Here is a 20,767-nt window from a genome sequence, read left to right as displayed (position 1 = left end):
GCAGCAGACAATGACAAAGACGATCGATTATTTTTTCAGCATCGGCTCCCCCTGGGCCTTCATCGGTCTTGAACCGTTTGCTGTGCTGGCGAAAGAACAGGGTGCCACGATCCGCCCTCATGTCATTCCGCTGATCGAGGAGAACGGCGGCATTTATTCACGAAACCGCCCGGAGGCCAGACGCGCCTACTGGATCAGGGATCTGAAGCGCTGGGCGGCATTGCGCGGAAAAGTGCTCAATTTCGACAATCGCGCCGCTCTCTCGGATCCCGCACCCGCCGGCCTGATAGTCGCGGCGGCGATCGAGACAGGCGATGACTGGCTCAAGCTGGCAGCTGCGCTTCAGGAGGCCTTCTGGGTTCGTGGTGAAGACATCGGCAACGCAGATGTCCGAGGGGCCATTGCGACAGCCGCAGGCTTTGATGCTGCAGCGCTCGACAACCACGGCCAAAGCGATGCGGTTGCGGCATTGCAAAAGGCCAGCTTCGAAGCCGCCAGGACAGCCGGCGTGTTCGGCGTGCCAACCTATCGCTATCAGGATGAACTCTACTGGGGGCAGGATAGCCTTCCATTCCTAGAGTGTCATCTCAGGGGCGAAAAGCTCGCCGCCTGATATCACCGCCAGATGGCGGAGACAGTCTGGCGTTCCGCCGGGCGCGCGCTTCGCCTTCAACGTTTGTAAGTCTGCCGTGGCATTCCGCTGCCAGGCTCCCACGGAATCTTCTTATGCCTGACCTGTCCTCTTCTCTCATCCAATCCCTGGGGGACCTCCTCGGGGAGCGTCTTTCAACGTCCCTGACATTGCGCGAGCAGCATGGGCGCGGTGAAGCGCATCATGCAGCCGTGTTTCCCGATGCGGTCGCTTTCGCTGAAACCACCTCCGAAGTATCCGAGATCGTGCGGCTATGCGCAGCGGAAGGGGTGCCCGTCATCGCTTTCGGCGCCGGCACTTCGCTCGAGGGGCATTTGACGGCTGTCAATGGCGGGGTCTCGATCGACCTTTCGCGCATGTCGACGATAACCCGTATCAGCAGTGAAGATCTGGATTGCACGGTTGAGGCCGGCGTCACGCGGGAGCAGTTGAACACATATCTGCGAGACATGGGATTATTCTTTCCCATCGACCCTGGCGCAAACGCCTCGATTGGCGGCATGGCCGCAACCCGCGCTTCGGGCACCAATGCCGTCCGCTACGGAACGATGCGGGAAAATGTGCTCGGGCTGACCGTGGTGCTGCCGACCGGTCAGATCATCAGAACCGGCGGTCGCGCCAGAAAATCTTCCGCCGGATATGATCTGACGCGGTTATTTGTAGGCTCGGAAGGAACGCTGGGGATCATCACCGAAATAACGCTTCGTCTCTACGGAATACCGGAAACCATCTCGGCGGCGCTCTGCTCTTTCGAGAGCGTCGAACAGGCGGTGGCATCAGCCATTCAGGTCGTGCAGCTGGGCATCCCGGTCGCCCGCATGGAGCTTATGGACCGTGGCCTGATCAGGGCCGTCAACGCCTATTCCGGGCTGGACCTGAAGATCGAGGACACGTTGGCTTTCGAGTTTCATGGCTCACCCGCCGGCGTTCAGGAACAGGTCGACATGGTATCCGCCATCGTGGAGGAACATGGCGGCAAGGATTTCGAGTGGGCCAATGCACCCGAAGAACGCAATCGTCTCTGGAAAGCGAGACATAACGCGTTTTACGCCGTCGTATCGCAGAGGCCAAACGCCAAAGGCTGGTCATCGGATGTCTGTGTCCCGGTCTCACAGCTCAGCAATTGCATATTAAAGACCCGCGAACTTCTGAAGGATTGCAGCGTGCCGGCGGCTATCCTCGGCCATGTCGGCGACGGCAATTATCATGTTGTCTTTGCGGTCGATCCCGACAATGCGGAAGAGCTCGGCGAAGTGGCGGCCATCAACAAGAAGATGGTGCAATATGCCCTCTCCATCGGCGGCACCTCGACCGGCGAACACGGCGTCGGCACCGGGAAAATCGCTTATCTGCGCGAGGAACATGGCGACGCGGTTGATCTGATGGCGCTCATCAAACATGCGGTCGACCCTGCCGGCATCATGAATCCGGGGAAAATCCTGCCGAAATAGAATTGCCACGTTGCAATCCATGATCGTGAGGCCACGCGATGAATTCCTTCAAGACTCACAGTTCCCACTGGGGTGCATTCTCCGGACGCTTTGCAAATGGGCGACTGGAGATAGAGCCCCACCCCGGTGACCCGCATCCATCACCGCTTCTGGGCAATCTTCCAGCGATTGCCGACAGCCCCGTTCGCATCAAACGGCCTGCCGTCCGGCGGGGCTGGCTTGAACGCGAGACCGGCCACGCGCAGCGACGCGGCGCTGACGATTACGTCGAGGTCAGCTGGGCCGAAGCGACGAAGCTGGTCGCGGATGAGCTGAAAAGGGTCTATGACGGTCATGGCCCGAGCGCAGTGTTCGGCGGCTCCTATGGCTGGTCGAGTGCCGGCCGGTTTCATCACGCACAAAGCCAGATTCACCGCTTTTTGAACGTCCTTGGCGGATATGTCCGGTCCGTCAACACGTATAGTTCCGGCGCTGCCATGGTCATAATCCCCCATGTGCTTGGACCGTATGACAGCTTCGACCGCAAGAGCGTGACCTGGGACGCGATCGAACGCAGCAGCGAGCTGGTGCTCGCCTTCGGTGGAATGGCGATCAAGAACGCCGATGTCCACGGTGGAGGGATCAGCACGCATTCCGTACGGCAGAAACTGGCCGGCGCGAGCGCTCGCGGTGCGCATTTCATATTCATCAGCCCGTTGGCAGACGATTTTCCGGGTGATTTGAATGCCGAGTGGCTTCCCATTATTCCCGGTACGGACGTGGCGATGATGCTCGGGCTTGCTCATGTCCTCGTCACGGAAGGACTGCACGACCGGGCGTTTCTGGAGCGTTATACGGCTGGATATGACCGGTTCGAGAACTATCTTCTTGGCAGGGAGGACGGCCAGCATAAAAGCCCCGAATGGGCGGCCGCGATCTGCAACATTGACCCGGAGACGATCCGCAAGCTGGCGCGGAAGATGGCCGGTTCCAGAACCCTGATCACGGTCAGCCATTCACTGCAACGGGCCGATTATGGCGAACAGCCGGTGTGGATGGGCATTGTCCTTGCCGCCATGCTCGGCCAGATCGGACTGGACGGCGGCGGATTTTCCTATTCCATCGGCGCGTTGGGCAATATCGGCAAGAGCCTGCTCGCCGTTCCCTTGCCAACGCTGCAGCAATTCAAAAATCCCGTGCCGGACTATATTCCCTGTGCGCGCATCGCCGATATGCTGCTCAATCCCGGCACCGAGTTTCATTACAATGGAAACGCACTCCGCTATCCTGATATCCGGCTTGTCTATTGGGCGGGTGGCAATCCGTTTCACCATCATCAGGATATCAACCGGTTGCGGGCCGCTTTCCGGCGTCCCGAAACGATCATCGTCCACGAGTCCGCCTGGACCTCGACCGCGCGACATGCCGATATCGTGCTGCCCGCCACGACCACGCTTGAGCGTGACGACATCGGCGCCGCCGATCGCGATCCCCTGATGATCGCCATGAAGCGCCTGATCGCCCCTGTCGGCGAAGCACGCGACGATTATGAGATATTCGCCGGGATTGCGCGGAAACTTGGCAGGTTCGATGCCTTTACCGAAAACCGCAACAGCAGAGAATGGCTCGCCTTCCTGTACGAAACGACCCGTCAGGCGCTTGCGGCGGGCGGCCACGACGCGCCCGATTTTGAAACCTTCTGGGAGCGGGGGGAACTGCTTCTTCCGGTTAAACCCGACGATGGTGGCCCGGCGCGCGCTTTCCTTGAGGGTCCCGGGACGAAGCCGCTGCCGACACCCTCAGGAAAAATCGAGATCTATTCCGAAACGGTCGAGGGTTTCGGTTATGAGGACTGCAAAGGTCATCCGCGCTGGTATCCCCCAAGAATGGAGACGCCCGATGACGCCCGCCTGCATCCCCTGTACCTCGTCTGCAATCAGCCATATCAACGTCTGCACAGCCAGCTGGACTATGGCGATTTCAGCCGTTCGACCAAGATCAGGGATCGGGAGCCTGTCCGCATCCATCCGGCCGATGCCGCGGCCCGCGGAATATCTGACGGCGACGTCGTCAGGCTTTTTAATGCGCGCGGCAGCTGCCTCGCTGGCGCCATCGTCAGTGAGGACGTCATGCCGGGGGTGATGCAGCTTGCCACCGGCGCATGGTTCGAGCCGCAGGATTCCGCTGACGACAATGCCATCTGCATCCATGGCAACCCCAATATCCTGACCCGCGACATCGGCACTTCGAAACTGTCTCAGGGTTCGACCGGCCAGATCGCCAGGGTGGAGATTGAGCTTTTTACCGGTGATTTGCCGCCGGTCAGGATTTTCGAAGCCATGACATTTGCCCTGCGTGACACGGCATCTTCGGCGCCGGGCCATCCTCAATCACCGGCGTGAGACGGCAATTTAAGGGCGTCTGAAACACCAATCCAAACTGTCGGCAAAATGGCGATAAAATAATTCACTAAATCGATAGAAAAAGAACAACCAGTCTTTCTCCCTCACGCCTGACTGCTAGGTTATGGGCAAGATGAACACCGCAACGAGGGACCGCGTCATGACTGGAATATGTAGAAGCGGGCGCGCTCCTCAGCCAAGCAGGCTTCCAGAAGCCGCTCGCTAACCCCGCGACGCCCAACCCGATCATCAATGAACTCCAGCATTCTCCCGCCCGGCTGAAAAGCCGGTGCGGCAACGGTTTGACGTGCGTTGTGCCGATGGCAGCAGCAGTCCGTCCGCAGGAGATGCAGAAATTGCAACGAAAAAAACTTTGAATTTATCAGGATCATACCATGACAAAACGTTCTTTCTCATTCTCCCTGTCGCGTCGCCGGCTGCTTTTCACAGCCTCCTTGGCGGTCTCGGCCTCGCTGTTTTTATCGACATTGGCACCTCTGAGCGCACTGGCGGCAGATACGCCGCGCGATGGCGGTGACATCACGTTTCTGATCGATTCACTGGGCGACACGTGGATCCCCAACAACAGCGCCATCTCCAGTTTCCAGGGCCACATCTGGGGTCATGTTACGGATAAGCTGCTTTACGTCGATGCCGAAGGCAAGGTCAGCCCCTGGCTTGCCGAACGCTGGGAGCAGAACGACACCGCAACGGAATTCACCCTGCACCTCAAAAGCGGCGTGACTTTCTCCGACGGCGAACCGCTTGATGCGAAGGCCGTCGTCGCCAATCTCGACATCTGGTATGCCGGCCGCAAGAAGGAGGGGATCAACCCGATCGGCCTTTTCCCCAAGACCTATGATCACGCGGAAGCGGTCGATGCCACGACGGTCAAGGTTTTCTTCAAGAAGCCGACGCTCGGTTTCATTCCGACCCTTGGCTATCACGGTTCCATCCTGATCTCTCCCAAAAGCATCGCCCAGCCTGCAAGCCAGCAGGCAGACCTCAGCAAGACCGCCGGTAGCGGACCTTATGTGGTGGAGTCCTGGAAAGAGGGCGACCATGTCACTCTCGTCAAGCGCAAGGACTATAATTGGGGGCCCGCCGCAGTCGGCCATACCGGACCCGCCTATCTCGATACCATCACCTACAAGCTGGTGTCGGAACCATCCCTTCGCGTCGCTTCGGTTCAGTCCGGTCAGGCGGACGTCGCCTATAACGCCTCGCCCCAGGAACTGAAATCGCTAAAGGAAGAAGGCTTTACCGTCGCGACGCCGCGTTATCTCGGCTTCGTCAACGGCTGGGCGGTCAACACCAAGCTTCAACCCTATGATGATGCGAAGGTGCGTCAGGCACTCCAGGCAGGCATCAATCGCCAGGAAATCATCGACACCGTCTATACGCAGGACTGGAAGCTTGCGACGTCGTTCATCCAGAGCAACGTCCCCGGCGCGACCGATCATAGCGATCTCCTCGCCTACAATCCGGACAGGGCGGAGAAGCTTCTGGACGAAGCCGGATGGGCCAAGGGCGCGGACGGCGTTCGTGTGAAAGACGGCAAGCCGCTGGAATTGACGATCCATTCCAATCCCTATCTGGCAACTTCGAAATCCGTCGATGAACTGATTGCCCAGCAGCTTGGCAGGCTCGGATGGAAGGTCAACATCAGGGCTTATGATGTCGTGACCTATGGCGAGAAGGTCAAATTCGGTGGCGCCGCAGTTCCCGCATATGAAGTCACGCGCAGCTTCATCGATGCCGGCACGGTCGCCAGCATCCTGACCAACGCCAACAATGGCGAGAACTGGTTTGCGCTGGATGAGCGTGATGCAAAGCTCAACGACCTGCGTGACAAAATCGCCGGCGCGGGTTCCGTCGAGGAACGAAAGCCTCTTCTGGACGGCCTGCAAAAATACGTGCTGGAACAGGGCTATTTCATACCACGCACCCAAATCGTCCAGCGCATTTACGTGCAATCGCCGAAGCTGAAGGGCGAAGTCTATAACGGCGTCGCTTACGCCAGCTACTACACAGCGTTCATTGCCGAATGAGGCCAGCGCCCACCAAGTAACGTCAAGGAGGTGACGGCATGAGCAATGCCTACCTAACCTACGCCGCAAAGCGGCTCGGCCAGGCGATCGTCGTCATCCTTCTGGCCTATGTCTTCACGTTCGTGGTCGTCAGCGTCCTGCCTGGCGACCCGATCACCAGCGTTCTGCGCAACCCGCAGAACGGTTTCACCGAGCAGGAAATCGCCGAAATCATTGCTGCACAGGGGCTGGACAGGCCGATCATCGTGCAGCTCTGGCACTCCCTGTCGGCATTCCTGACGGGCGATCTCGGCATCTCCATGCGCTCCAATCGACCCGTCTCGACCCTGATCGCCGAGGTGCTGCCATCGACGCTGGTACTGGCCTCCGCCGGGCTCACGGTTGCGTTGATCCTCGCCTTCGCCGTTGCCTATGGCACACAGGTCGTGCCGAAACGATATGGGCAGGGGCTGCTGCGGGCATTCCCTTCGCTGTTCCTGTCGACGCCCAATTTCGTCATCGGCCTGTTTCTGATCCACCTTTTCGGGTTTCAGCTCCGGCTGTTCCGGGTCATCGAGCCCGACAGCTTCTGGGCGACGCTGTTTGCGGCGATCACCATCGGCATACCGTTTTCCGCGCAGATCGCGGAAGTGCTGATCGCCAATCTCGATCATGAAGCGGAACAGGATTACGCGGCGGTTGCCCGCAGCCGCGGCATCGGGCCGAAACGGCTTTTCACTACACATCTGCTCAAGCCCGCTTCGCTACCGGTGGTGACCGTTATCGCCCTTACCGTGGGCGAGCTTCTGGGCAACTCGCTGATCACGGAAACCGTGTTCGGCCGTACCGGTATCGGCAGTCTCGTCCAGCGCTCCGTCAGCACGCAGGACCTGCCCGTCCTGCAGGCCATCGTCTCGCTTGGAGCCGTGGTGTTCGTCGTCGTCAACCTCATCGCCGATCTTCTCTATCCGCTGCTCGATCCACGGGTGAAAATTATCGTTGGCCGAAAACGCCGCCTGGCGACCATCGACGACACGTCACTTGGCCTTGAAACGGGGGCCAAACCATGAGCCTTGTCTCCAGCCCGGTTTCCGGCAGCAATCCGTTCGAGAAGCTGAGAGCTCTCAACCTTACTCCAACGGTTGCCCTTTCCCTCCTCGTCATCGCAATCGTCGTCGCCTGGTCGATTGCGCCGCAACTGTTCACCAGCCAGAGCCCGATCAACGGTGTCCCGGCCGACAAGCTTCTTGCGCCCAGTTTTGCGCACTGGTTCGGCACCGATCATCTCGGGCGTGATCTCTATACAAGGGTCGTTTATGGCACAGCCTCATCCGTATCGAGCGCTTTGGTCGCTGTCGTCATCGGTGTCTTCATCGGTGGTGTGATCGGTTTGCTCGCCGGATTTTTCGGCGGCTGGGTGGATATCGTCTTTGCGCGTTTTGTCGACGTGCTGCTCTCCATCCCGAAGTTCCTGCTCGCGGTCATCATCGTCACGGCCATCGGCTTCGAAACGATCAATGCGGCGATTGCGACAGGCATATCAGCCATTGCCTTCTTCGCCCGCGTGGCGCGCTCTGAGGTCATCAAGACACGTCAGGCGACCTTTGTGGAAGCATCTTTTCTCTCGGGTGGTTCGCGCGGCTACATCGTTCTCAGACACGTCCTTCCAAATGCGTCCCGCTCAATGCTGCCGCTTGCCGTGCTGCAATTCGGCGAGTCCATTCTGGTGATCGCCAGCCTCGCCTTCCTCGGCTACGGCGACCCTCCACCTTCTTCCGACTGGGGCCTGCTGATTTCAATCGGCAAGGACTACCTCAAATGGCCCTGGCTCGTTTATGCGCCCGCGTTCGTTACGATCGTGACCGTCCTCTCTGTCAACAGGATCAGCCGATGGCTTCGCAAATCGCACTGAAAACAGCGCCAATCCTTCCCGAGTTCGTGGCTGCGTCTCCACAACACGCGATACCCCTTCTCAAGGTCGAAAATCTTGCCGTGTCCTACGGACGGCAGGAGGTCGTCCATAATGTCGGCTTCGAAATCGGACGTGGCGAAAGCCTCGCCCTCATCGGAGAATCCGGTTCTGGAAAATCGACCATCGCGAAAGCCGTGCTGAGGCTTCTCCCCACCGGCGCAAACGCCACAGGGCAGGTTATTTTCGACAGGCAGAACATTCTCGCATTGCCAGAACGCCGCTTCAGGCCGTTTCGCGGCCGTGAAATCGGCTTCGTGCCGCAGGATCCCGGCAACTCTCTCAATCCTGTGAGAACAATCGGCTCCCAGGCGCTGGAAGCGGCAGCGCTGATGGAAGAGACCAATCCAGCGATCCGCAGGACACTTATTCTCGAAACCTTCGCCAAGGTGGGTCTCGACAATCCGCAACGGGTTTACGATTCCTATCCGCACCAGTTGTCCGGAGGGATGCTGCAGCGCGTGCTGATCGCTCTGGCAATATTGCCACGCCCTGCACTGCTGGTGGCGGACGAACCGACCTCGGCACTCGACGTAACGATCCAGAAGCGCATCCTCGATCTCCTCTCCCGTCTTCGGGATGAGCTGAACATCAGCCTCCTTCTTATTACCCACGATCTCGCAATAGCGGCCGAAAGGGCGGATAATCTCGTCGTGCTGAAGAACGGCGTCATGCAGGAGAAAGGCAGGACGTCCGCGGTTTTTTCCTCCCCTTCCTCACCCTATGCCAAAAAACTCCATGGCGACGTCCCCGCGCTCAACCCGGAGCGCTATGCCAAATTCCGCGATCCGGGGTTCAGCCTCCTTGATGGCGACAAGTCGCCAAAGATCGCCGTCAGCGGCGTCACCAAACGCTTCATTGTCGATGGCAAAACCCTGACTGCGGTGGACGATATTTCGTTTACGGTTCCGGCGGGCACGACTCATGCCCTCGTCGGCGAATCCGGCTCCGGCAAGACGACGACGATCCGCCTGCTGCTGGGGCTCGAAGAGCCGGAAAGCGGCACGATTACGGTTGCCGACGAGACCGTCACGAACAAAAACCGCGCTTCGCTGCGGTCCGTATGGCGGCATCTTCAACTGGTTTACCAGAACCCGTTTACGTCCCTCGACCCGACGTGGAAGGTGGGGCAGCTTGTTCGTGAACCACTCGACCGCTTCGAGATCGGGACGCCGAAAGAGCGATCCGAACGCGTACAGGAAGCTCTCGCGAATGTCGGCTTGAGCGAGCACCTCCTGGAGCGTAAACCGTCGGCCCTGTCCGGCGGGCAGCGTCAGCGTGTGGCAATCGCCCGTTCGCTGGTCCTCAAGCCTGATGTGATCGTGCTGGACGAACCCACATCCGCACTCGATGTCAGCGTTCAGGCGGATATCGTCGAGGTTCTGCTGTCGCTACAGGCGAAGCTCGGCCTGACCTATGTTTTCGTTTCGCACGACCTCGCCCTCGTCCGGCAACTTGCGCACAGCGTTTCGGTGATGCAGCGGGGACGCATTGTCGAACATGGAGCCGTCACCGAGATATTCGCCAATCCGAGACACGAATATACCGCGTCGCTGCTGAACTCCATCCCGTCGGGCATTGCCGGAACGGTTCGCGCTCCCGCTGTCCAGCGCGCTCTGCGGAAGGAGCAACTCGCATGAATATTGCAGCAGCTTCCCGCGACCTTCCCGCGTTGTTTCGACCGAAACAGCGGCTGGGTTTCAATACGCGCGTGTCGTTCAACGACGATGACGGTCCGGCACAGGGGCTGCGACAGGGCATAGAGCTGTTCAGGCAGGCGGAAAGGCTGGGTTATCAGTCAGGCTGGGCCTATCAGCGTCACTTCGACCACTATCTTTCTTCCCCGTTACCCTTCTTTGCGGCAGTCGGCCAGCATACGCGGCACATCACGCTTGGCTCCGCCGTCATCCCGATGCGTTATCAGGACCCCATCCTCCTGGCTGAGGCGGCGGGAACAACCGACCTCTTGATCGACGGTCGGCTTGAACTTGCCATTTCGACCGGGACCAACGGCGCGTTCGATGCCGTTTTCGGAACCGTCGATACCGATGCCCGCACAGAGGCAAAGCGACGCCAGTCGCGTTTCCTCGCCGCCATTGCCGGTGATGTTTTGCACACTGTTACCGAGCGGGACATTGGTGCACCTCCGGGAGCCGAGTTGCGGGTGACCCCTCATAGCCCAACCTTGCGCAGCCGTATCCGACAAGGCTCCGCCAGCCTCGATTCAGCAATACAGGCCGCCGAACTTGGGATTGGCCTGATTTCCGGGACCGTCCTTCACGATCAGGCAGAAGGCGAGACTTTCGGTCAATATCAGGCGCGGATCATTGATGCCTATCGCACCCACTGGCTCCGCATCTGGAAGACGACGCCACCCCCGGTCGCTGTTGCCGCTTCCATTCTCGTTGGCACCACCCCGGAGCTGCGTGAGAAATACGCGGCTTACGACCTTGAGCGTCGCACGGTGGGAATTGCCGCCTCACGCCCGAAGGGTGCGCTGGCCCCTGCCGGCCCGCCTGTTGGCGCGCAGATTTCCCCGGTCTTTCAAGGTACACCGGAAGAAGTCATAGAGGCGGTGTTGGGTGATCCGGGACTGGCGGCCGCAGATGAGCTCGTTCTTTTTCTGCCTCCCGCTTTCGGACTGTCCGAAAACATACGACTGCTCACCGATCTTGCGACGACGGTTGCTCCATCTCTGGGGTGGAAACCTGCTCCCGATCACGAAGGGCCGGAACGGGCGGCAATCTAAGGTTCTAGACCATCAGGATAGTCAGGCAATATTTTCTACATATTCCATAGAAATAGAAAGACCTGTCTTCCTCATATGCCACACCGGCTTTAGCTTTTACCCGACACTCAGAAACACCAAGGAGCTCCCATGGCTGCGGAATTCATCAGCGTCAGCTTTCCCAACGAGTCCAATGATCTGAACCCCATCCCTGATGCTCCGGTTGATCCGCTGTTCCTGGAACGTTATGCGCGTGCACTGGACGACTACGGGTTCAACTACACGCTCATTCCCTATTCCTCCTCTTCGTTCGATCCCTTCACGCTGGGCGCCACCGTGCTTGCGCATACGAAGAACATCAAGATCATCGTCGCGCTCCGGCCCAACACCGTTTATCCGACGGTTGCGGCCAAGTCCCTCGCCACGCTCGACCAATTGAGCGGCGGTCGCGTCGTCGTCCACTTCATCGCAGGCGGAAGCGACGAGGAGCAGGCGCGCGAAGGAGATTTCCTCAACAAGGAAGAGCGTTACGAACGCCAGGAAGAATATATCCGCATTCTCCGCCTTGCCTGGAGTTCAACCGAGCCCTTCGATTTCGACGGCAAATATTACCAGTTCAAGCAGTTTCGCAGCGCCGTGCGTCCCACCAACGGTCTTATCCCGATTTCGCTCGGCGGTTCGTCGGATGCCGCCTATCGTATCGGTGGCTCGCTGTGCGACATTTTCGGGCTCTGGGGCGAGCCGCTGGCTGAAACCAAGCAGCAGATTGACCGCATCTATGCCGAAGCCGCAAAAGCAGGCCGAACCGATCGCCCGCGCATCTGGGTTACCTTCCGGCCAATCGTGGCTGAAACAGACGAACTGGCCTGGGATAAGGCGCACAGGGTTCTCGACCGTCTGAACGAGAACCGTCAGAGGGGCCTTTCGCGCGCGCCGGTCAACGCAACACCCCCCGCCAATATCGGCTCCCAGCGCCTGCTCGATATCGCCAAACGCGGCGATGTCCATGACCGCGCGCTCTGGTATCCGACCGTCACCGCGACCAATGCAAGCGGCGCAACAACCGCTCTGGTCGGATCGCCGCGCACAATCGCCGACTCCATTCTCGACTATATTGATCTCGGCGCCGATCTGATTTCGATCCGTGGATATGACAATTACAATGATGCCGTCGACTACGGACGATACATCCTGCCTCTCGTCCGCGAGGGCATTCGCGAACGTGAAGAGGCAAAGAAGAAGGCAGCCGCCTGATCACGGCAGTCCGGCCAGGCCGTCGGACCTGCCCACCTCTTCCTCCAAGACCGGGATCATCCATGCCCGCAACGGATGATCCCGCCTCTCGACCTTCCAGAAAGCCGTTATCCGCATGTCTTACGATCCCACCGCACTTGACGCCGCTGTGTACGCCCTTTCCGAAGCCGCACCGGAGGCGGATCAGACCGGTCAGTTTCCCTGGACCGGCATTCGCGCCGTTCATCAAGCCGGACTTCTGGAGAGCACCGTGGCCACGCGTTACGGCGGCCCGGGAGGAACCTTGAGCACCGCGGCCCATATTCTGGCGGCCCTTGGACGCGGCGATCCCTCGGTGGCGCTCATCAGCGCAATGACGATCTTCACCCACCTGGGACAGGCGACGAAGGATCATTGGCCCGACGGTCTTTACAGGGACCTTCTTTCCAAAGCCAAAGATCGGCCACTGCTGCTGAACGCCGCCCGTGTGGAGCCGGAACTGGGCTCGCCGGCGCGCGGCGGATTGCCGGCCACGCGTGCGCGCCGGACGGCAAATGGCTGGTCGATCACGGGCCGCAAGCGCTTCGTGACGGGCGCGCACGGCCTCACCCATTTTCTCGTCTGGGCGCACACCGACGAGGCTCAGGCGCGGGTCGGCACGTTTGTCGTGCCTAACGGCCTGCCCGGCATCAGGATTATCGAGAACTGGAAGAGCCTCGGAATGCGGGCGACAGGTTCGCACGATGTCGAATATACCGAGGTTGAAATCCCGGCAGAAAATGTGCTGGAACTCGTTGATCCCTCCGTTGCCCAGCAGGATAATCGCAGCCATGCGGCAATGACGCTTGCGCTGACCGCAATCTATCTCGGCGCAGCCGAAGCGGCTCAGGAAGCCTTCATCCGCTTCGCGCACGAACGTGTGCCCGCCAATCTGGGCCATCCCATTGCGCGGACAGAACGTTTTGTCACGCTTTCGGGTGAGATCGACCTTCTGGTCTCCGGCGCCCGGCAGATCATCTTCGGCGCGCTCACAGGCCATATTGGCGATGCCGAACACCTGATAAGGGCCCGGCTCCTCGCCGGCAGGCAGATCCGCGAAGCTGTGCAACTGGCTGTTCGTGGCATCGGCAATCCCGGCCTCAACGCCGATCTTGGTCTGGAGCGGCATTTCCGCGATATCCAGTCGGTTCTCGTCCATGCACCCCAGGAAGATACGTCCGTCGCCATTCTCGGACGTGCCGCCTTTGAGCGCTGGAAAACAGGCGAGAATGACCGATCGACACATCCGGCCGGCCTTTCAATCCTGAAGACGGCTTAAGACGCGTTGGCGCAAACCGCCCTTCCCCAAGATCACTCGAAAGAACGTCAATGAGCAACAATCTGATCGTCGGTTTCTCCGGCAACACATCGCGCCCATCCAGCACGAAGCGCTTTGTCGAAAATGTCAGCGAAGCGCTGGCCGGACAACTGGGCCTGCAGCATCAGGTTTTCGACATCGAGGATCTCGGGGCATCATTGAGCTCGGCACGATCCGTGGCGGATCTCGATGGTGATGTGCGGCGGATTGTTCAAACGATCATCGATGCCGAAGCTCTGGTGATCGGCTCACCGACCTACAAGGGCAGCTATACCGGCCTCTTTAAACACGTCATCGATCTTCTCGACCCCGCCGACCTCAGAGGCAAGCCGATCATCCTGACGGCGACAGGCGGCGGAGACCGGCATTCACTTGTGGTGGAGCATCAGCTCAGACCGCTATTTGCATTTTTCGAAGCCTTCGTGGCACCCACCGCAATCTACACCTCCGGCCGGGACTTCATAGAAGGCGAGCTTTCGCCTGCCATAAGCGCGCGGGTAAATCAGGCAATCGCAGAAGCTGCTTTGCTTGTTAAAGCACGGTTTGAAAGAGTAACAATCGCCGCAGAATAATTGGACGATGCGCCCGGGATATCCTCACAGAGACTGACAGCGCTGACAACGTCGGCTGGTTCGATCCACCGACGTCGTCCGGCATGGCATTGCTTTTGATCCCTGTGACGAATGGCGGGTTGAGATAGCGTCCGGCAAAGGATATCAGGTGCCTCAATCTCAGGCGGATATTCCGCAAGCAACAAGGCGCATCCTGACATGATCCCGGACTTCCTCGTCACCCATTCCGGTGGCTTCCACGCCGACGAACTCCTATCCAGCGTCGTGCTCACCCGGCTTTTCCCGCAGGCCCGCCTCATCCGCAGCAGGGCGTCCGAATGGATTACGCCCGGCGCGAACCGCATCATCTACGACGTCGGAGGTGCTTATGACCCAACGGCGGGAATATTTGATCACCACCAGCGCGGCGCACCACTACGGGACGACGGTCAACCCTATAGCTCGTTCGGCCTGATCTGGAAGCATTTCGGCCGCGACTATCTTGCCGCCTCCGGCGTTCCTGAAGACCATATCGAAGCCATTCACACCTCTTTCGATACCAGCTTCGTGCTGCCGGTCGATCTGGTCGACAATGGCGCACTGAGCCCTTCTATCGCCGGGCAGCTCGCTGGGCTGACTTTGCCCGTCCTGCTGGAAACTCTGAAACCTGTTTTCGACGAGACCGATCCCGAAGCGGATAATCGCAGTTTCCACGCGGCGCTGGCCGTTGCCCGCAGCTTCGTGGAGGCAAAGATTGCCAACAGCGCTGCAAAATTGCGGGCCGAAGCGCTTGTGAACAGGGCTATCGTGGATGCCGGTGAGGGACATATTCTGGAACTGCCGGTGGGAATGCCGTTTCGACCCGCCATCATGAAGGCAGGCGCCGACCATCTGCTCTTTGTCGTTCACCCGCGCAACAACGACTGGTGTCTGACCGGTATCCGCCGCGCGGATGAGGGCTTTGAGCTGCGTGCCGACCTGCCGGCAGCTTGGGCCGGCCTGACCGACAAAGATCTCGAAGCGGTTTGCGGCGTCGAAGGCGCGACCTTTTGCCATAACGGCCGGTTTGTCGCAGCGGCCAGAACCCGCGATGCTGCACTGGCCATGGCGGAGCTGGCGGTAAAGGAAGCAATCGCAGCAAAGCAGTGATGTGGAGCCGGCCGTGTGGCCGGCCGCATCTTGTGGCGGCGCGAGCCTCCATTGCTGAAAAAAATCAGCCGGTAACAGTGTCAGTTGCCGGCGTATCCTGCTGCGGCCATCGCTGTAGTGCTTCACGGCCGGGCTGGGTCAAACCATAGACTCCTCGGTCCTGCCGTTCGAACCAGCCGTAAACATTCGAAAGCAGGATCTTTCCGGCATCCGGTACGCTGGATCTGACTTCACGCACCCGCATCGGCCCTGATGCCAGCGCCAGGGCACAGCCGAGCGCCTGCTGGCGGTACGCGGTCATGATCGGCGCGCGCGTGCTGCCACCTGCCGTCGGATCGCCGCGTCGCCTCTGGTGTTCGCGCATCAGCCGCGACCGCCGTTTCGGATTGGTTCGCGGCATCGGTGATATGGAACCAACGATCACGCTGACCTCACCGGTATCGGAAATGCCGAGCATACCGATACCGAGCCTGCGGCAAAGATCGCGGTAACGTCTGTCGGCCTCGCGGCCTTTGCCCCTGGCTGAAACCCGAGCCGCGATCCAGACCTCGTCCGCAATGGCTGCGCGATCGACAGCCTGCAAGATGAGTTCCAGATTGAAGCTCAGTTTCAGCTCGCAAATCACGACAACAGGCGGATCGTCATCGCTCAAGCCGACGAGGTCGCAACCGCCAACCTCGCCCTTGACGGCGTAGCCCGCCTTTTCGAGAAAGCCCTTGATGGGCAGATAAAGCGACGTTTCCATGTGCCTGCAGGTTCAAGTGAAGTTCCCCCCAGATACATCGATCCACCTGCACAGGACAACCTTTATAGCCGCTGGCGCGCTCGGTTACAGATTGTCGGCTACCTGTCGTCAGGCCTGATCCAGGGCAAGGGTCAGGTCGGCGACAAGATCATCGGGATGTTCGATGCCGATTGACAGCCGGATCGTGGAATCCAGCACACCGATGCGCTGGCGGACATCGGCAGGAACTCCCGAATGCGTCATCGTCGCGGGGTGAGAAGCAAGAGACTCCGTACCGCCGAGACTTACCGCGAGTTTGAATATGTTGAGCGCATTCAGGAATTTGAAAGAGGCAGCCTGCCCGCCGACGATGTCGAACGAGAAGGTCGATCCCGCACCGGAGCATTGTGCGGCAAACACCTTGCCAACCGCGGATGCCGGATCGCTGAACGGCAGGTAATGGATTTTTTCGACCTTGGGATGCGCGTTCAGGAATTCCGCCACGACCTTGGCGTTGCTGTTCGCCCGCTCCATCCGGATTTGCAGCGTCTCAAGGGAGCGTCCGAGCATCCAGCATGAATGCGGATCGAGCTGCGTGCCGATTGCCCCACGCAACGCCTTCACCTGCTTCATGACATCCTTCCGGCCGAGCGCCGCCCCGGCTATGAGGTCGGAATGCCCGCCAACGTACTTCGTTAGTGAATAGAGCGAGATATCGGCGCCATGCTCGATGGGTCGCTGGAATACGGGCCCAAGAAGCGTATTGTCGCAGGCGATGATCGGCCTGTGCCCCTGCTTTTCGCCGATAACATCGGCAACCCGGCCTATCATCGCGACGTCGACAATGCTGTTTGTCGGATTGGCCGGGGTCTCGATGAGGATGACAGACACCCTGCCTTTCGCCATCGCCTCCTCTGCAGCTGATATCACCGAGGTCTCGCTGACACCGTCGGCGAAACCCACTGCCGAGACGCCGAAATTATGGAAGGTCTTCGCCAGCAGCGTCTCCGTGCCGCCATACAGGGGCTGGGAGTGGAGCACGGTGTCACCCGGCCGGACGAAGGCGAAAAGCGTCGTCGAAATGGCGGACATGCCCGAGGAGAAGAGAGCGCAGCTCTCCGTCCGTTCGTAAACGGCAAGACGATCCTCGACAATCTCGCTGTTCGGATGGTTGAAACGCGAATAGACGAGGCCTGCGCCCCTGCCCTCCGGCGGCTCCTTGCGCCCGGAGACGTAGTCGAAGAAGTCGCGCCCGTCTTCTGCCGATTTGAAGACGAAGGTCGATGTCAGGAACACGGGAGGCTTTACGGCGCCCTCCGACAATTCTGGATCATACCCATAATTGAGCATCTGGGTTTCAGGATGGAGAGCGTGGTTGCCGATATGGGTTTTGGATGGATGCGGCGCGGTCATTTCCGATGATCCCTCAGCTGGCGTTGAATTACCTGCAGATTACACGCAGTGAAACCAAAATATCTTGCATTCTGAAGCGTCGGACTATCTCATTAAGCAATATATTGCGGAGAATGGTCATTTATGTCGCAGAAAATTGCAGACCCGATCGACAGCAGGATACTCAAGGAACTGTCTGCCGATGCGCGGATCACGAACAACGAACTTGCCGAGCGAGTCGGACTTTCGGCATCGGCGTGCCTGCGACGGCTTCGACGCCTGGAAGAGATAGGCGCGATCAAAGGATATTCCGCCATCATCGATCCGGCAATCGAGGGGTGGACGATGACTGCCCTTGCCTCCATCCGCCTCAGCCGTCAGCACGATGACGAAATCCGCATGTTCGAGGCGGCCGTTCTTGACTGGGACGAGGTTCTCGAATGTCATCTCGTCACGGGTCCGAGGGATTACATGCTCAAGGTCATGTGCGGTGGGCTGGAGGATTACGAGCGCTTCATCAAGGACAAGATTGCAAAGCTGAAATGCGTCGACACCATCGAGACCAGCTTCGTCATGAACACGATCAAGGCGCGGCGTATCTGAGCTTCAAGGCCGGCGGAGCCGGCGCAAGATATTCACGGGCGTCCGGCCGACGGCATGGCTGTTCCGGCCCACTCTCGTCAGCGCTCATTGTTCCTGATTGCTTCAAGCCAGATACTGACGGCGACCGCTCCCGCATCGAGATGTCCGACAGCCCGCTCGCCAAGATAGCTCGCGCGCCCGAGCCTCGGCTTCATGGAGGCCGTCGCCTCGGCGCCGGCAACGCCTGCCGCCACCGCGGATCGCCAGGCTTCCGCGGCCGAAGCTCCACCTGCGAGTTTATCCCGGAAGGTTTCTGCCGCCGGATGAAGCGCATCTATCATCGTGCGGTCCCCCGGCCTCGCACCACCGAGTTCAGACACCGCGGCAACGGCTGCAACGAATGCTTCCGCCATCTGCTGGGCCGTCGGCTTTTCGATGCCGGCAAGATGGCGCGAGGCGCGCATCAGGCCCGTGGCGTAAAAGGGGCCAGAGCTTCCGCCGATTGCCTTGCGCATCGCGTTTGCCATCGCCATCAATCCTCCGGAGACATCTGCGAAGCTCTCCATGGGCAGCGCCAGGATTGCTTCGGCGCCCCGCACCATGCTTGTTCCGAGGTCACCGTCGCCCGTAACACTGTCCAGCTGCGTCAACTTGGGCTCCGCGGCGATCAGGGCTCCGGCAACCAATTCTGCGGCGGCACGCAATCGCTCACCGGCTGCCGTTATCGTGTTTTCCGCAGTCGCGCTCTTCTCGACGCCTGCCCAAGGCAGGACCCGCGTGCGGTTCACCGCACCGCCGCGCGGCCATGCACCGGCATCGGTTGGCGCATCCATGAGGCTCAGCGTTGCATCGTCCACATGCATGACGGACAGGGAAAAGCCCGGCATGTCGAGAGCGGAGAGGAAGGTGCCTGCCCAGGCCCGCTCGACCACGACGCCCTTCGCCTCCAGGCGTGCGACCGCTGATCGCGCCACGATCGCAAGCTCCATCGGCGGCGTTGATCCCAGTCCGTTGACCAGAAGCGTCACCCGGTCTCCGCTCTTCAGCCTGCCATCGGCTTCGATCGTTTCGAGGACCAGCTTCACCAGTTCGTCCGCCGATGCGACAGGCATCCGCCGCACGCCCTGCTCGCCATGGATTCCGAGCCCGACCTCGATTTCAGCTTCGCCAAGGACGAAGCCCGGCCTGCCGACAGCAGGGAGGGTGCAGGAACCCAGCGATACTCCCATGGAGGACAATTTTTCGGCGGCTTCCCGCGCGATCCGGGCCACCGCCTGAAGGGGAAGTCCCTGCTCCGCGGCAGCGCCTGCGACCTTGTGAACCAGTACCGTACCTGCAATACCCCGGCGGCGATCGGCCGGAACCGTGTCCTTCAACGCGACGTCATCGGCAACGACCACGATCTCGACCGGAATTCCTTCAGCCCTTGCCAGCTCGGCCGCCAATCCGAAATTCAGCCGGTCGCCCGTATAATTCTTGACGATAACCAGAGCGCCGGCGGGGCCGGCTGCAGCCTTGATACCGGCAAGAACCGCATCGGTGCTGGGCGAAGTGAAGACATCGCCTGCCACCGCCACGGTCAGCATGCCCGCACCGACATAGCCGGCATGGGCTGGCTCGTGTCCACTGCCTCCACCCGACAGGACCGCCACCTTCCGCTTTTCCGTTTCCGGAAGACCAGACCGGATCACAACATTCTCATCTGCTAGCAGGACCGTCGCAGGGCTAAGCGCCACCACCCCTTCAAGCATGTCCCGCACAACGGTGGCTGGATCGTTGATGAGCTTCTTCATGCCTTACTCCTCGATGCAGTTCTCAACTGACGGTGGACGCAAACACGCCCTGCTGATCGTGAACAAGCACGATCTCCCGGCCAATTTCAAGTTCCGGGCATTCGAAACGCAGGTACATTTCCGCCATTGCCTCTCGCGGCGGACGCGCTATCATGATTGTGCTGTGGGGCGGTAAGCTTTGGGAGGAGCGATACGTGAGACGGATGTGGCCAGACGAATTTGCCTTTCTGCTTGATGGTGCGGAAGAGGTTGACCTGCATGTTCCACCGGCGGCAAGCGACGATGGCTCGCCTGGAAAAGCCACCTCCAGAAAAGCCTTGAAAGTCCGGATCAGCCAGGAGGATTTTGAGAAGATCTGGAGCCTGGCAGAGGCCCGCTATCGGCTGAATGGCAGCTTCTCGGGCAAGGCGATCACGCTGATTACCAACAACCCCCACTATCAGAAATGGCATCCCTCCGACGGCGGCAGCGTCGAGAGCGTCTCCGATAGCGGTCAGAAATACACGACGCGCTATGTGATCGTGCACTTTCTCCTGGATGATGTCAGCGAACCTGTCGAAGCCTGAAGTCCTCCGAGTCGGAGGAGCCACCGCCAATGTGTTATTGCGGCGCGCCGGATGATAGTCCTCGGCTATTGTTGGATAGCGTGGCGTAAATCTTCCGTTGACAACAAAAGAGCCCGCATGAAGCGGGCTAATTTGGTTGCGGGGGCAGGATTTGAACCTGCGGCCTTCAGGTTATGAGCCTGACGAGCTACCGGGCTGCTCCACCCCGC

The 20,767-nt window shown here is 59.8% G+C and carries 17 protein-coding genes; 14 read left to right on the top strand and 3 right to left on the bottom strand.

Translation table 11 applies throughout. The features are described 5' to 3' along the window. Positions 1-10: 10 nt before the first annotated feature. The 12 genes from V6S97_RS24285 to V6S97_RS24230 all read left to right on the top strand — a co-directional run bounded on the left by V6S97_RS24285 (position 11) and on the right by V6S97_RS24230 (position 15,501). On the top strand, positions 11-613 hold the full coding sequence (locus V6S97_RS24285; protein WP_111792876.1) for a 2-hydroxychromene-2-carboxylate isomerase: 603 nt from the start codon (positions 11-13) through the stop codon (positions 611-613). Positions 614-726: 113 nt separating this feature from the next. Then, positions 727-2,103 (top strand): FAD-binding oxidoreductase, encoded by a 1,377-nt coding sequence (locus tag V6S97_RS24280; RefSeq protein ID WP_080864581.1) that lies wholly within the window; start codon positions 727-729, stop codon positions 2,101-2,103. Between the two features lie 38 nt (positions 2,104-2,141). Continuing rightward, entirely contained in the window at positions 2,142-4,484 is a 2,343-nt protein-coding gene (locus V6S97_RS24275) for a molybdopterin guanine dinucleotide-containing S/N-oxide reductase (RefSeq protein ID WP_111792875.1), read from the top strand. A gap of 395 nt (positions 4,485-4,879) precedes the next feature. Next, positions 4,880-6,535 (top strand): ABC transporter substrate-binding protein, encoded by a 1,656-nt coding sequence (locus V6S97_RS24270; protein WP_112293672.1) that lies wholly within the window; start codon positions 4,880-4,882, stop codon positions 6,533-6,535. A gap of 38 nt (positions 6,536-6,573) precedes the next feature. Next, positions 6,574-7,584 (top strand): ABC transporter permease, encoded by a 1,011-nt coding sequence (locus V6S97_RS24265; protein ID WP_020813058.1) that lies wholly within the window; start codon positions 6,574-6,576, stop codon positions 7,582-7,584. Further along, positions 7,581-8,426 carry an ABC transporter permease gene (locus V6S97_RS24260; RefSeq protein WP_060726783.1) on the top strand — a complete coding sequence of 282 codons (846 nt, stop codon included), beginning with the start codon at positions 7,581-7,583 and terminating at the stop codon, positions 8,424-8,426. Before V6S97_RS24265 ends, V6S97_RS24260 begins: the two co-directional genes overlap by 4 nt. Next, positions 8,405-10,123 carry a dipeptide ABC transporter ATP-binding protein gene (locus V6S97_RS24255; RefSeq protein WP_060726782.1) on the top strand — a complete coding sequence of 573 codons (1,719 nt, stop codon included), beginning with the start codon at positions 8,405-8,407 and terminating at the stop codon, positions 10,121-10,123. Before V6S97_RS24260 ends, V6S97_RS24255 begins: the two co-directional genes overlap by 22 nt. Continuing rightward, a complete protein-coding gene (locus V6S97_RS24250; protein WP_060726781.1) occupies positions 10,120-11,232 on the top strand; it encodes an LLM class flavin-dependent oxidoreductase in 1,113 nt (370 codons plus the stop codon). Before V6S97_RS24255 ends, V6S97_RS24250 begins: the two co-directional genes overlap by 4 nt. Before the next feature lie 129 nt (positions 11,233-11,361). Beyond that, positions 11,362-12,465: an LLM class flavin-dependent oxidoreductase gene (locus V6S97_RS24245; RefSeq protein WP_003504237.1), complete on the top strand. Its 1,104-nt coding sequence runs from the start codon at positions 11,362-11,364 to the stop codon at positions 12,463-12,465. Positions 12,466-12,580: 115 nt separating this feature from the next. Further along, positions 12,581-13,762, top strand: coding sequence for an acyl-CoA dehydrogenase family protein (locus V6S97_RS24240; protein ID WP_060726780.1), 1,182 nt, complete (start codon positions 12,581-12,583; stop codon positions 13,760-13,762). 50 nt (positions 13,763-13,812) lie between these two features. Beyond that, the gene (locus V6S97_RS24235) at positions 13,813-14,373 is read left to right on the top strand and encodes an NAD(P)H-dependent oxidoreductase (RefSeq protein WP_060726779.1); all 561 of its coding nucleotides are present in this window, start codon (positions 13,813-13,815) and stop codon (positions 14,371-14,373) included. A 198-nt stretch (positions 14,374-14,571) separates the two neighbouring features. Beyond that, entirely contained in the window at positions 14,572-15,501 is a 930-nt protein-coding gene (locus V6S97_RS24230) for an MYG1 family protein (protein WP_060726778.1), read from the top strand. Positions 15,502-15,565: 64 nt separating this feature from the next. Here V6S97_RS24230 and V6S97_RS24225 read toward each other — a convergent pair whose 3' ends face one another. Both V6S97_RS24225 and V6S97_RS24220 read right to left on the bottom strand, forming a co-directional pair. Beyond that, positions 15,566-16,246 carry a DUF2161 domain-containing phosphodiesterase gene (locus V6S97_RS24225; protein WP_060726777.1) on the bottom strand — a complete coding sequence of 227 codons (681 nt, stop codon included), beginning with the start codon at positions 16,244-16,246 and terminating at the stop codon, positions 15,566-15,568. A 108-nt stretch (positions 16,247-16,354) separates the two neighbouring features. Next, positions 16,355-17,638, bottom strand: a complete 1,284-nt coding sequence (locus V6S97_RS24220) for a cystathionine gamma-synthase family protein (protein WP_003504226.1) — start codon at positions 17,636-17,638, stop codon at positions 16,355-16,357. A gap of 123 nt (positions 17,639-17,761) precedes the next feature. Here V6S97_RS24220 and V6S97_RS24215 point away from each other — a divergent pair, with 123 nt between their 5' ends. Then, positions 17,762-18,220: an Lrp/AsnC family transcriptional regulator gene (locus tag V6S97_RS24215; protein WP_003504223.1), complete on the top strand. Its 459-nt coding sequence runs from the start codon at positions 17,762-17,764 to the stop codon at positions 18,218-18,220. Positions 18,221-18,297: 77 nt separating this feature from the next. Here V6S97_RS24215 and V6S97_RS24210 read toward each other — a convergent pair whose 3' ends face one another. Continuing rightward, positions 18,298-19,992: a dihydroxyacetone kinase family protein gene (locus tag V6S97_RS24210; RefSeq protein ID WP_334427827.1), complete on the bottom strand. Its 1,695-nt coding sequence runs from the start codon at positions 19,990-19,992 to the stop codon at positions 18,298-18,300. A 203-nt stretch (positions 19,993-20,195) separates the two neighbouring features. Between V6S97_RS24210 and V6S97_RS24205 the strand changes: the two genes are divergently transcribed. Next, positions 20,196-20,558 (top strand): hypothetical protein, encoded by a 363-nt coding sequence (locus V6S97_RS24205; RefSeq protein WP_060724383.1) that lies wholly within the window; start codon positions 20,196-20,198, stop codon positions 20,556-20,558. Positions 20,559-20,767 lie beyond the last annotated feature (209 nt).

The organism is Agrobacterium sp. CCNWLW155 (assembly GCF_036888815.1).
GTDB lineage: Bacteria > Pseudomonadota > Alphaproteobacteria > Rhizobiales > Rhizobiaceae > Agrobacterium > Agrobacterium radiobacter.
This window is presented reverse-complemented; position numbering and strand designations above follow the sequence as displayed.

Excerpts from the sequence above, each read along its gene's own strand:
- V6S97_RS24285 (WP_111792876.1), top strand. The coding sequence starts at position 11 with ATGACAAAGACGATCGATTATTTTTTCAGCATCGGCTCCCCCTGGGCC.
- V6S97_RS24280 (WP_080864581.1), top strand. The coding sequence starts at position 727 with ATGCCTGACCTGTCCTCTTCTCTCATCCAATCCCTGGGGGACCTCCTC.
- V6S97_RS24275 (WP_111792875.1), top strand. The coding sequence starts at position 2,142 with ATGAATTCCTTCAAGACTCACAGTTCCCACTGGGGTGCATTCTCCGGA.
- V6S97_RS24270 (WP_112293672.1), top strand. The coding sequence starts at position 4,880 with ATGACAAAACGTTCTTTCTCATTCTCCCTGTCGCGTCGCCGGCTGCTT.
- V6S97_RS24265 (WP_020813058.1), top strand. The coding sequence starts at position 6,574 with ATGAGCAATGCCTACCTAACCTACGCCGCAAAGCGGCTCGGCCAGGCG.
- V6S97_RS24260 (WP_060726783.1), top strand. The coding sequence starts at position 7,581 with ATGAGCCTTGTCTCCAGCCCGGTTTCCGGCAGCAATCCGTTCGAGAAG.
- V6S97_RS24255 (WP_060726782.1), top strand. The coding sequence starts at position 8,405 with ATGGCTTCGCAAATCGCACTGAAAACAGCGCCAATCCTTCCCGAGTTC.
- V6S97_RS24250 (WP_060726781.1), top strand. The coding sequence starts at position 10,120 with ATGAATATTGCAGCAGCTTCCCGCGACCTTCCCGCGTTGTTTCGACCG.
- V6S97_RS24245 (WP_003504237.1), top strand. The coding sequence starts at position 11,362 with ATGGCTGCGGAATTCATCAGCGTCAGCTTTCCCAACGAGTCCAATGAT.
- V6S97_RS24240 (WP_060726780.1), top strand. The coding sequence starts at position 12,581 with ATGTCTTACGATCCCACCGCACTTGACGCCGCTGTGTACGCCCTTTCC.
- V6S97_RS24235 (WP_060726779.1), top strand. The coding sequence starts at position 13,813 with ATGAGCAACAATCTGATCGTCGGTTTCTCCGGCAACACATCGCGCCCA.
- V6S97_RS24230 (WP_060726778.1), top strand. The coding sequence starts at position 14,572 with ATGATCCCGGACTTCCTCGTCACCCATTCCGGTGGCTTCCACGCCGAC.
- V6S97_RS24225 (WP_060726777.1), bottom strand. The coding sequence starts at position 16,246 with ATGGAAACGTCGCTTTATCTGCCCATCAAGGGCTTTCTCGAAAAGGCG.
- V6S97_RS24220 (WP_003504226.1), bottom strand. The coding sequence starts at position 17,638 with ATGACCGCGCCGCATCCATCCAAAACCCATATCGGCAACCACGCTCTC.
- V6S97_RS24215 (WP_003504223.1), top strand. The coding sequence starts at position 17,762 with ATGTCGCAGAAAATTGCAGACCCGATCGACAGCAGGATACTCAAGGAA.
- V6S97_RS24210 (WP_334427827.1), bottom strand. The coding sequence starts at position 19,992 with ATGAAGAAGCTCATCAACGATCCAGCCACCGTTGTGCGGGACATGCTT.
- V6S97_RS24205 (WP_060724383.1), top strand. The coding sequence starts at position 20,196 with ATGTGGCCAGACGAATTTGCCTTTCTGCTTGATGGTGCGGAAGAGGTT.